This window comes from Kineococcus rhizosphaerae, assembly GCF_003002055.1.
Lineage (GTDB): Bacteria > Actinomycetota > Actinomycetes > Actinomycetales > Kineococcaceae > Kineococcus > Kineococcus rhizosphaerae.
Genome location: NZ_PVZF01000003.1, coordinates 39,130 through 49,685, shown reverse-complemented (window position 1 = coordinate 49,685; position 10,556 = coordinate 39,130). Strand labels below are relative to the sequence as shown.

Sequence of the window (10,556 nt, the reverse complement as noted above, 5' to 3'; positions counted from 1 at the left end):
ATCCTGTGGCGATCGGCAGCTGGGCCTTCGTGTTCTGGAACGACCACCTCGACGAGGCGGCCGTCACCGCTCAGCTCGAGGAACTCGCCGCGGCGGGTTTGCGCGGCGTGACCCTCAGCGCGCGCATCGGGTTGTCCCGCGCCGTCGGGTACCTGACCGAGGAGTTCTTCCGCCTCGTGCGGTACGCCGTCGACGAGTGCGCGCGGCTCGGTCTGGCGGTGGTGCTGTACGACGAGGCGTCCTACCCGTCAGGGTCGGCGAACGGTGCCGTCGTGGCCCGCGACCCGGCGTTCGCCGCCCGGTGCCTGGTGCGCCAGGAGGAACGGTGGGACGGACCGGTCACGACGTACTGGCGCCCCACGCTCGGCCGGTCCCTGGAGGACCGGTTGCTGGTCGTGGTGCTGGTCGAGGAGGACACCGGGTCGCGGCGGCTGCTGCCGGTGGAGCACCGCGGCCTCGTCTGGCTGGACCTGCCGGCGGGCCGGTGGCGGACGGTGGCGGTCTTCGACGTTCTCAGCGGCGGCACGATCCGCGGTGCCCACGCCGACCAGGACGACGAGTCGGCGACCGCACCCGCGGCGGCCTCCCTGCTGGACCCGGACGCGGTCCGCGCGTTCGTCGAACTCACCCACGACCGCTACGCCGAGGCGCTGGGGGACCACCTGGGGTCCACCGTCGTCGCGGTGTTCACCGACGAACCGATGCCCACCGGCCGGGGCGCGCGGCCGGACTGCTTCGCGTGGACACCGGGTTTCGAACACGACCTCGCCGGGCCGGGCGGTGCGGTCGCCGACGTGCTGCGCGACCTGCCGCTGCTGTGGGAACCCGGCTCGGCGGCCCGCGCCGCCTACGACCGGGCGCTGCGCCGCCGGGTCCGGGACGTGTACTACGGGACGCTGCACCGCTGGTGCGCCGACCACGGCGTCGCCCTCACGGGTCACCCCGCCGAACCGGACGACCTGGAGACGGCGCGGGTCCTGGACTGGCCGGGTCAGGACACCGTGTGGCGCTGGGTGCTGCCCGCCGACGGCACCGGCCTGCGCGGGCCGGAGAGCACCGCCCCCGCCGTGGCCGCTTCGGCAGCGCGGTTGCGCGGACGCGGTCCCGCTCTCGCGGAGGTGCTCGGCGCCTACGGGTGGGCGCTGACGCTGTCGGAGGCGAAGTGGCTGCTCGACTGGTACCTCGCCCGGGGCGTCACCGAACTCGTCCTGCACGCGTTCTTCGCCTCCGTGCGCGGTGGGCGGGCCTACGAGAGCGAACCCGACCTCGGCCGGTTCACGTCGTACCGGCCGTACGTGCCCGACCTCGTGCGGTACGTGAACCGGGTCGCCGACCTCTGCGACGGGGCGCAGCGCTCGGTCGACGTGGCGGTGGTGGTCGACGGCGAGCGGGTCGACGACGCGGTGGCGGCGCGGTTGCTGCAGCGGCAGGTCGACTTCACGTACGTCACCGAGGCCGACCTGCCCGCGGGGCGGTTCCGGCACGTGGTGCGCGCCGACGCCGACTCCGGCGCTGACCTCCTGGACGTCCCGCCGCTCGCCCTTCCCGCCGCTCCCGACCTGCGGGTGACGCGCTGGTGCGGCGAGGAGGAGTTCTGGTTGTGCTTCCACGAGGGGGAGGAACTCCTCGAGACCGGCCTGCTCGTGGGGCCGGAGCACGCGTCGGTGCTGGTCGAGGACCTGCTGACGGGCCGCACGCGCCGGGTCCGGGTGGTCGACGGGCGCGCGCCGCTGCGCCTGGAACCCCGGCAGAGCGTCGCCGTGCGGTTCGGGGCGGGGAACGGGGACGAGGGTGGGGCGACGCCCCGGCCGGGGCGGCGGGTGCCCGTGCCGCAGTGGCGCGGGCGGTTCACGACGACCCTGGACGACGAGCCCGCGGTCGGCACCGTGGGGCTCGGCGACTGGGCGCAGTACGAGGAGCTGCGCCGGGTCTCCGGCACGTGCGTGTACTCCGCGTCCGTCGACGTCCCGGCCGGGGTGGGCGCGGCGGTGCTCGACCTCGGGGTCGTGGGGGAGGCGGTCACCCTGCGCTGCAACGGGATCGAGGTGGGACGCAGGATGTGGGCCCCGTACCGCGTCGACGTCCCGGACGGTGTCCTGCAGCCTGGGCGCAACGCGCTGGAGGTGCAGGTGAGCAACAGCCCGGCGAACCACTACGAGGGGTTGCGGCGACCGTCGGGCTTGATCGGCCCGGTCACCCTGGAGTGCTGACGCGGCCCAGGGTCTCGCGCAGCGCGGCGAACGTCTCGCGCTGGATCTGCGCCATCTCCCGCGTCTCGTCCGGACGGATCCACGCCTCGAACGACACCTGGAACACGGTGACCGTGGTGTGCCCGAGCAGGGTGGCGTCGGGTTCGGGGACCCCGCGCCCGCGCAGCGCCTCGGCGAGCGCGGCGGCGAGGGTGAGCATCTTGAGCTGCTCGCGCTCGGCGAGTGCCGGGTGGCCGTAGACGACGGCGGCGCGGCGGCGGGCCCAGGGCCGGCGTTCCTCGGCGAAGAACGCGGTCGAGGCGGCGAGGGCGTCGGCGGCGATCTCGACGGGGTCCGTGGCGGGCGAGCCCGCGACGGCGTCGGTGAACAGGGCGAGCAGGCGCTCGCTGCCGGCGAAGAGGACTTCGCGCTTGTCGGGGAACCAGCGGAAGAAGGTCCGGTCGGTGACGCCGGCGCGTTCGGCGATCTGGGAGACGGTCGTCTGGTCGTAGCCCTGGTCGGTGAACAGGTCGAGGGCGGCCGCCTGCAGTCGGTCGCCGGCTCCGGGTGCCCATCTCGCCATGGACCCATCCTAGGTGATGACAGATCCTGACATCCGGGTCTACAGTGATGTCACACCACGACATCACAACCCCTGGAGGTTCCCCGTGCGTGTCTTCATCACCGGTGCGTCCGGCTGGATCGGTTCCCACACCGTCGACGAGTTCCTCGCCGCCGGCCACGAGGTCCTCGGCCTGGCCCGTTCCGACGCCTCCGCCGCGACGCTCGAGGCCAAGGGCGCCGAGGTCCTGCGCGGCGACCTCGACGACCTCGACTCCCTGCGCGAGGGGGCCGCGTCCACCGACGGCACCGTCCACCTGGCCAACAAGCACGACTTCGCGAACCCCGCCGTGTCCAACGCCGCCGAACGCGCTGCGGTGCAGACGATCGCGGACACCCTCGAAGGCAGTGGCCGGCCGTTCCTGGTGGCCAGCGGTCACGCCGGCATCGTCGAGGGCCGGGCCGTCACCGAGGACGACGTGAACCCCCACGTCGGGCCCGACGCGATGCGCGGCGGGTCCGAGCGCCTCGCCCTCGACTACGCCGACCGCGGGGTCCGCGCCATCGCCGCCCGGTTCGCCCCCACCGTCCACGGCGCCGGCGACCACGGCTTCGTCGCCGCCCTCGTCGCCGGGGCCCGTGCCGCCGGGCAGTCCGGGTACGTGGGCGACGGGTCGAACGAGTGGTCCGCCGTGCACGTCACCGACGCCGCCCGCGCCGTCCGGCTCGCCGTCGAAGGGGCCCCCGCCGGCACCCGGCTGCACGTCGTGGCCGAGGAGGGCATCGCGACCCGCGACATCGCCACCGCCATCGGCGAGGGCCTGGGCCTGCCCGTCGTCCCCGTCGACCCAGCCGAGGCGACCACGCGGATCGGCTGGATCGGGTTCTTCTTCGGGATGCACCTCGCCGCCACCAGCGACAAGACCCGCGCCCTGCTCGGCTGGCACCCGAACGGCCCGACGCTGGCCGACGACCTCCCCAGCTACCTGTCGGCTCCCACGGCCTGACCCGGCGCCTGCGCCCGCCCCTCGTACAGGTGGGCCAGGAACCGGGGGAAGCCCGGGTGGTAGGACGCGGTCAGCTGCCTGACCCGGAACCCGGCGCCGGTCAGCAGGGCGGGGACGTCCCGGTCGAGCAGGCAGCCGTTCACGGCGCGGTTCACCGGGTTCAGCCGCCGCTGCCAGCGGCGGACGTCCTCGTCAGGCGCCCGGCCGTGCTCGACGAAGGAGAAGACCGCCCCGGGCCTGAGCACCCGCGCGACCTCGGCGAGCGCCGCGGCGGCGTCGGGGATCCCGCACAGCGTGAACGTCGACAGGGCCGCGTCGAACCGGTCGTCCGGCAGGTCCATCCGCTGGGCGTCCGAGCCCGCGTCGACGACCGGGGTGCTGGCCGCGGCACGGCGGGGCGCGGCCAGCCGCAACGCGGTCGCGGACGGTTCCACGGCCCACACCCCGGCGACCGCCGGCGGCAGGTGGGGGTGGTTCAGGCCCGTCCCGTAGCCGATCTCCAGGACGTCGCCCGCCAGGTCCGCGCACACCCGCTCGCGGACCTGCGCCAGCGCGGGGTGCCGCATCCCCACCTCCAGCAGCCGCGGACGCAGCCGGTCGCCGTAGAAGCCCACGCGGTCAGGGTCCTCGCGGCTCCACCCGGGCGCAAGGGTGGAACGCGCCCCCGATCCAGGGCAGGGTGGAGGCGTGCCCACCGTGGAGGTCGCCGTCACCGACGTCGCCGGGGTGCGTGCCGCGCGCGCCGCGGGGGCGCACCGCGTCGAGCTGTGCGTCGCGCTGGAGGTGGGCGGGCTCACCCCCTCCCTCGGGCTCGTCGAGCGCGCGGTCGAGGCCGCCGGGCCGGTCGGGGTCCACGTCCTGCTGCGCCCGCGGCCGGGGGACTTCGTCCACGACGCCGACGAGTTCGCCGTCGTCGTGCACGACGCCTCGGTGGCGCTGGACGCCGGTGCCGCCGGGATCGTCGTCGGGCCGCTGCGGCTCGACGGCCGGTTCGACGTCGACGCGCTGCACCGGCTGCGGGAACTGGCCGGGGACGCCGACCTCACGGTGCACCGGGCGTTCGACGTCCACCCGGGCGTGGAGGAGAACGTCGCCGACCTGCTGTCCGTGGGGGTCGACCGCATCCTCACCTCCGGCGGGGCGGACTCGGCCCACGACGGGACGGCCCGCATCGCCCGTGCCGTCGCCGCCGCCGACGGCCGGATCGCCGTCACGGCCGGGGGAGGGGTCCGGCCCGAGCGCGTCGGTGAACTCCTCGCCGCGACCGGGGTCACCGACGTCCACCTGTCCGCCCGCCGGCTGACGTACGAGGACACCGGTTTCGGCGCCCGCTACGACGTCGACCCCGACCTCGTGGCCCGGGCGGTGGGGGCGTGAGCGTGCGCCTGCACGACGACCAGGTCGACGTCGGCGCCGACGTCGTCGCCCGCCTCGTCGCCACGCAGTTCCCCGAGTGGGCCGGACTGCCCGTCGTCGACCTGCCGTCGGCGGCCACCGCCAACGCGGTGTTCCGGCTCGGGCCCGAACTCGTCGTCCGGTTGCCGTTGCGCGCGGGGACCGCGACGGACCTGCCGCGCGAACTCGCCGCGACGCGCGAACTGCACGGCCGCACGCGGTTCGCGACCCCGGAGGTCCTGGCGACCGGAGCCCCCGGCGAGGGCTACCCGTTCGCCTGGACCGTGCTGCGGTGGATCCCCGGGACTCCCGCGGACACGGTCGACACCGCGGCGGGCCGTGAGCTGGCCGGCGACCTCGCCGAGTTCGTCCGCGGGGTGCGGGACCTGCCGCTGCACGGGCGCCGGTTCGCCGGGACGGGCCGCGGCGGTGACCTGCACGCGCACGACGCGTGGGTGGCCGAGTGCCTGGAGCGCAGCGCCGGGCTCCTCGACGTCGCCGCGCTGCGGGCGCTGTGGTCCCGGTTCCGGGTCCTGCCGCACGTGTCCGCCGACGTCGTGACCCACGGCGACCTCGTCCCGGGAAACCTGCTGCTGACCGGTGGACGCCTGACGGGCGTCCTCGACGTGGGCTCGCTCGGCCCCGCCGACCCCGCGCTCGACCTGCTGGCGGCCTGGCACCTGTTCGACGCCGCGGCCCGGGAGGAGTTCCGGACCGCCTGCGCGGCCGAGGGTCTGGACTGGGTGCGCGGCCAGGCGTGGGCGTTCCAGCAGGCCCTGGGGCTCGTCCGGTACTACGAGGTCACGAACCCCCGGATGAGTTCACTGGGCCGGCGCACCCTCGACCGGGTCCTCGCCGACCCCCTCGTGTGAGCGCCACCCGCCCCGCCACCCGCACCACCACGCGGCCACAGTGCTGACCGCTGCGGCCAGCAGCGACTGCCCCCCGGCGGGCGCCCACTCCGAGAACCTCGTCCGCTGGTCACCCCACTGGGCCCGGGCGGCCTCCTCCGCCGTCGTCGGGTCGGAGAGCAGGTAGGCGCAGGTCACGAGGACGGGGACCAGTGCCCACGCCGCACCGGCCACGCCCAGGCCGACGACGGCCACCCGGCCCGACGGCACCTGCAGCCAGGCCGGCCGGCCGGTGACGACGACGGCCGCCAGGACCAGCGTCGCCAGCGCCGTCAGGATCGAGGACCAGCCCGGCTGGTCCAGGCGCAGCACGACGGCCCACCGGTCCCCGAACTCCAGCGCCGTCGTCGGGTCGGGGGTCGAGGTGTACTGGTGCACGAGGTCGTCGTCCTGGTAGGTGCCCAGCGTCACCAGGAGCGAGACGGCCGCCGGGGCTGCCGCCGCCGCGAACGCGCACCAGAACGACCACGACCAGCGCGGGCCGGTGGCGTCCTCGGACCGTTCCCCGGCCCCTTCCCCGCCCCGTTCGCCGTCGGGTTCCCCGGTCACCCTCAGGGTCGGCGGTACCACGCGTACTCCTCCGGGGACGGGGTCGGCAGACCGGCCGGGACCGGTTCGCGGCCGGGGGGTTCCGGTGCGACCCCGACCTGTGCGGGGTCGGGGCCGGGCTCCTCCACGGGGTCGACGTCGGGTTCGGGGCGGGGTTCGGGGCGGGGCTCGGACCGGGGCTCGGGTCCCGGCGGTGGGGCGGGGGCGACGGGACCGAGCAGCACGACCGCGGCGAGGACCGCGAACACGACCGCGAGCCCCACGGCCGCGGCGGGGGCCCCGACGTCGACGAGGGTGGACCGGCTGCTGTAGTAGCCCGTCTCGTCCTCGGGCCGGGACTGCAGGAGCAGCAGCACGACCACCGACGCCAGCGCCAGCAGCGAGCTGAGGCCCGCCGCGGCGACCGCGGTCCACCGCACACCGCGCGGCAGCGGCCGGCGGCCCACGAGGTGCACGACCGCCAGTGCCACCACGACGGCCGTCGGCCCCAGCACCGCCCGGTCCGCGGGCACGGTGAAGGTGATGACCGACCAGCGCTGCCAGAACGTGATGCCGGGCTGCAGCGTCACGGTCTGCGTGCCGTCGGCGCCCGTCGAGTAGACGGAGAAGTAGCGCGCGTCGAGGGAACCCGACAGGACGTTCAGCACCGCCACGGCCAGCACGACCGGCTGCAGCAACGCCGCGACGGCGAGGACCCACACGCCCCACCGCAGCCGCCGGGGTGGCCTGTCGTCGGTGTCGGGGACGTCCCGGTCCTCAGCGTCGTCCATGGACCGAACCTAGGGGTTGCCCGTGCCCGGCGCGGCGTGTTCGCGCCGCACCGGGCCGGGGTGCGCTCAGGAACCGGCGAGGAACTCGGCGAGGACCTCGACGACGAGGGCGTGGTCGTCCTCCTGCGGCAGTCCCGACACGGCGACCGCCCCGACCACCCCGACGCCGCGCACCCGCAGCGGGAACGCGCCGCCGTGCGCGGCGAACGTGCGCGGGTCCAGCCGCGCCCCGGTGTCGAAGTCCTCCCCGCCCAGCCGCCACCGCGTCCCCACGAGGTACGACGAGCGGCTGAACCGGTCGACGACGTTCATCTTGCGCTGCGCCCAGTCGTCGTTGTCGGGCGCCGACCCCGGCAGGGCGGCGTGGAACAGCCGCTGCCCGTTGCGGCGGACGGCGATGGCCACCGGCAGGTCCCGGCTGCGAGCGCGCTCGACGAGCAGCGACCCCAGGCGCCAGGCGTCGTCGTCGTCGAAGCGGTCCAGGACCAGGCGGTCCTCGTCGGCGATCAGGCGGTCCAGCAGGTCGGCGTCGGTGCTCACGGGGGCTCCTCGGGTCGGGGCGGCGGTATCGGGGTGATCCTCCCCCTCGTCACGGCGCAGGCCGGTCGGCACGGGGTGGCGGAGGGTTCGCTGAGGTGGCTTTGTCTTGACATCCTCACGATTACGCGCCTACCGTCCCGGAGTCGTCGCCGTGGATGCGCGCGGTGGCCGCCACCGCCAGGACGAAGGAGTTCTCTTGCCGAGCACCAAGGGTCAGCCGGATCCCGCGGGACAGGGCGTGCGTCCCTCGCTGCCGCCCCTGACGGCGGGTCCGTACCGCAAGCGCCTGGGGGTCGTCGCCCTCGTCGCCACGTTCGGGGGTCTGCTCTTCGGCTACGACACGAGCGTCATCAACGGCGCCCTCGACCCCATGAAGGCCGAACTCGGCCTCACGTCGTTCACCGAGGGGGTCGTCACCAGTTCGCTCCTGTTCGGCGCGGCCGTCGGCGCCATCTCCGGCGGCCGGCTGTCCGACGCCTGGGGCCGCCGCAAGACGATCCTGCTGATGTCGGCGTTCTTCTTCACCGGCGCGCTCGTCTGCGTGTTCTCGCCCACCTTCGAGGTCATGGTCGTCGGCCGCGTGCTGCTCGGCCTCGCGGTCGGGGCCGCCTCGACCGTGGTGCCCGTCTACCTCGCCGAACTGGCGCCGTACGAGATCCGCGGGTCGCTGTCGGGCCGCAACGAGATGATGATCGTCGTCGGTCAGCTGGCGGCGTTCGTCGTCAACGCGATCGTCGGGAACGTCTGGGGCGAGTACGGCGGCGTCTGGCGCATCATGCTCGCTTTCGTCACGCTGCCCGCCGTCGCGCTGTTCATCGGCATGCTCCGGGTGCCCGAGTCCCCGCGCTGGCTGATCGACCACGGCCAGTTCGACGAGGCCGTCGACGTCCTGGCCCAGGTCCGCCCGCGCGAGCGCGCCGAGGCCGAGGCCCGCCAGATCGCGGACCTCACCTACGAGGAGTCCAAGCGCGAGCACCTCGACTGGCGCAGCGTCCTGTCCAACCGGTGGTTGCGCCGGATCCTGCTCGTCGGCATCGGGCTGGGGGTCGCCCAGCAGCTCACCGGGATCAACTCGATCATGTACTACGGGCAGGCGATCCTGAAGGAAGCCGGTTTCGACGACAGCACGGCGCTGATCGTCAACATCGCCCCCGGCCTCATCGCGGTCATCGGCGCGGTCATCGCCCTGCGCATGATGGACAGCTTCAGCCGGCGCCGGACGTTCATCATCGGCTTCACCCTCACGACGGTCTGCCACCTGCTCATCGGCATCGGGTCGCTGGTCCTGCCGGTCGGCAACCCGTTGCGCCCGTGGGTGATCCTCGTCCTCGTCGTCGCCTTCGTCGGCTCCATGCAGACGTTCCTCAACGTCGCCGTCTGGGTCACGCTGTCCGAGATCTTCCCGCTGAAGATGCGCGCCTTCGGCATGGGCACCTCGGTGTTCGTGCTGTGGCTGGCCAACGCCTTCCTCGGCCTGTACTTCCCCACGCTCGTCGACGCGGTCGGGATCACGGGCTGCTTCTTCGGGTTCGCCGTCATCAACCTGCTGGCCCTCGTCTTCGTCAAGACGCAGGTCCCGGAGACGCGCGGGCGCACCCTGGAGGAGCTCGAGGCGGCCGTCACGGACGGCACGATCTTCGACAAGGAGGTCCGCGAGTTCGCCTGACCCGCCGGCCGCGACCGACCCGACCCACCCGGCCCAGAGGACCGGGTGGGCGGGTCAGCGGTCGACGAGGGTGACCTCGAAGGCGTAGCGGCTGGCGCGGTAGACGTGCCGCCCGAACTCGACGACCCGGCCGGAGTCGTCGTGCGTCGTGCGCTCCATCGTCAGCAGCGGCGACCCCCGGCGTTCGTCGAGCAGCGAGCACTCCTCCCCGCTGCCCCGGCGGGCGCCGATGCGCTGGCGGGCGACGCGCATGCCGACGCCGCGGCTGCGCAGCAACTGGTACATGCCGCGTTCGGTCAGCGCCTCGACGGTGAGGTCGGTGTAGGGCGCGGGCAGCCAGTTCTCCAGGACGGCCAGCGGTTCGCCCCCCGACATCCGCAGCCGGCGCAGGTGCAGCACGGGGGTGCCCGGGCTGATCGCCAGCGAACCGGCGACCTCGTCGTCCGCGCCGTCCATCTCGTGCAGCAGCACCTGCGTCGTCGGGTGCTGCCCGGACTGGGCGAGGTCGTCGTGCAGGCTCGTCAGCTCGACCGGGCGCGTCACCTGGCCGTGCACGACCTGCGTGCCCACCCCGCGCTTGCGCACCAGCAGGCCCTTGTCCACGAGCTGCTGGATCGCGCGGCGCATGGTGGGCCGGGACAGGCCCAGCTGGTCGGCCAGGTGGATCTCGTTGTCCAGGCGCGAACCGGGGGGGAGCTTGCCGTGCTCGATGGCCTGCTCGATCTGCCGCGCCACCTGGAAGTAGAGCGGGACAGGGCTCGATCGGTCGAGGTCGACGAACAGGTCGCTTGCCACGTGCAACTCCCGGGTCGAGGGGCGGCCTGGCCACGTCGCCGCACCGTGCCGACATGGTAACGGTCCCGAGGTCCGTACAACAGGAGGTTCATTTGTCCTGACAAAGCTTGACAGGGGACCCCTCGACGGAGCACGCTCGACCTTGCCACCGCGCCGCTGCGGCCCGGGACGGC

11 protein-coding genes are annotated in these 10,556 nt (G+C 74.3%); 5 read left to right on the top strand and 6 right to left on the bottom strand.

The genetic code is table 11. The annotated features are described in order from the left end of the window. Nucleotides 1-5 precede the first annotated feature (5 nt). Nucleotides 6-2,210 (top strand): hypothetical protein, encoded by a 2,205-nt coding sequence (locus tag CLV37_RS07325; protein WP_106208751.1) that lies wholly within the window; start codon nucleotides 6-8, stop codon nucleotides 2,208-2,210. Here the strand turns inward: CLV37_RS07325 and CLV37_RS07320 are convergent. Then, nucleotides 2,194-2,772 (bottom strand): TetR/AcrR family transcriptional regulator, encoded by a 579-nt coding sequence (locus tag CLV37_RS07320; protein WP_106208749.1) that lies wholly within the window; start codon nucleotides 2,770-2,772, stop codon nucleotides 2,194-2,196. The genes CLV37_RS07325 and CLV37_RS07320 overlap by 17 nt on opposite strands. Nucleotides 2,773-2,857: 85 nt before the next feature. Here CLV37_RS07320 and CLV37_RS07315 point away from each other — a divergent pair, with 85 nt between their 5' ends. After that, complete coding sequence (locus tag CLV37_RS07315; RefSeq protein ID WP_106208748.1) at nucleotides 2,858-3,757, top strand: SDR family oxidoreductase; 900 nt, start codon at nucleotides 2,858-2,860, stop codon at nucleotides 3,755-3,757. Here CLV37_RS07315 and CLV37_RS07310 read toward each other — a convergent pair. Beyond that, nucleotides 3,733-4,371, bottom strand: coding sequence for a class I SAM-dependent methyltransferase (locus CLV37_RS07310; RefSeq protein ID WP_106208746.1), 639 nt, complete (start codon nucleotides 4,369-4,371; stop codon nucleotides 3,733-3,735). The genes CLV37_RS07315 and CLV37_RS07310 overlap by 25 nt on opposite strands. Nucleotides 4,372-4,444: 73 nt before the next feature. On the opposite strand from CLV37_RS07310, the gene CLV37_RS07305 reads away from it, so the two are divergent. Together CLV37_RS07305 and CLV37_RS07300 are read left to right on the top strand one after the other, a co-directional pair. Beyond that, on the top strand, nucleotides 4,445-5,134 hold the full coding sequence (locus CLV37_RS07305) for a copper homeostasis protein CutC (RefSeq protein ID WP_106208744.1): 690 nt from the start codon (nucleotides 4,445-4,447) through the stop codon (nucleotides 5,132-5,134). Next, on the top strand, nucleotides 5,131-6,024 hold the full coding sequence (locus CLV37_RS07300) for an aminoglycoside phosphotransferase family protein (protein WP_211298467.1): 894 nt from the start codon (nucleotides 5,131-5,133) through the stop codon (nucleotides 6,022-6,024). The genes CLV37_RS07305 and CLV37_RS07300 overlap by 4 nt, the downstream gene beginning before the upstream one ends. Here the strand turns inward: CLV37_RS07300 and CLV37_RS07295 are convergent. The 3 genes from CLV37_RS07295 to CLV37_RS07285 all read right to left on the bottom strand — a co-directional run bounded on the left by CLV37_RS07295 (nucleotide 5,974) and on the right by CLV37_RS07285 (nucleotide 7,922). Beyond that, entirely contained in the window at nucleotides 5,974-6,612 is a 639-nt protein-coding gene (locus CLV37_RS07295; RefSeq protein WP_106208742.1) for a hypothetical protein, read from the bottom strand. The genes CLV37_RS07300 and CLV37_RS07295 overlap by 51 nt on opposite strands. A gap of 2 nt (nucleotides 6,613-6,614) precedes the next feature. After that, nucleotides 6,615-7,382, bottom strand: a complete 768-nt coding sequence (locus CLV37_RS07290; protein WP_106208740.1) for a hypothetical protein — start codon at nucleotides 7,380-7,382, stop codon at nucleotides 6,615-6,617. Nucleotides 7,383-7,448: 66 nt separating this feature from the next. Continuing rightward, the gene (locus tag CLV37_RS07285; RefSeq protein WP_106208738.1) at nucleotides 7,449-7,922 is read right to left on the bottom strand and encodes a heme-degrading domain-containing protein; all 474 of its coding nucleotides are present in this window, start codon (nucleotides 7,920-7,922) and stop codon (nucleotides 7,449-7,451) included. 196 nt (nucleotides 7,923-8,118) lie between these two features. On the opposite strand from CLV37_RS07285, the gene CLV37_RS07280 reads away from it, so the two are divergent. Next, nucleotides 8,119-9,588 carry a sugar porter family MFS transporter gene (locus CLV37_RS07280; protein ID WP_106208736.1) on the top strand — a complete coding sequence of 490 codons (1,470 nt, stop codon included), beginning with the start codon at nucleotides 8,119-8,121 and terminating at the stop codon, nucleotides 9,586-9,588. Between the two features lie 54 nt (nucleotides 9,589-9,642). On the opposite strand, the gene CLV37_RS07275 is transcribed toward CLV37_RS07280, so the two are convergent. Beyond that, entirely contained in the window at nucleotides 9,643-10,383 is a 741-nt protein-coding gene (locus CLV37_RS07275) for a GntR family transcriptional regulator (protein ID WP_106208734.1), read from the bottom strand. Nucleotides 10,384-10,556: the final 173 nt, after the last annotated feature.

Excerpts from the sequence above, each read along its gene's own strand:
- CLV37_RS07320 (WP_106208749.1), bottom strand. The coding sequence starts at position 2,772 with ATGGCGAGATGGGCACCCGGAGCCGGCGACCGACTGCAGGCGGCCGCC.
- CLV37_RS07290 (WP_106208740.1), bottom strand. The coding sequence starts at position 7,382 with ATGGACGACGCTGAGGACCGGGACGTCCCCGACACCGACGACAGGCCA.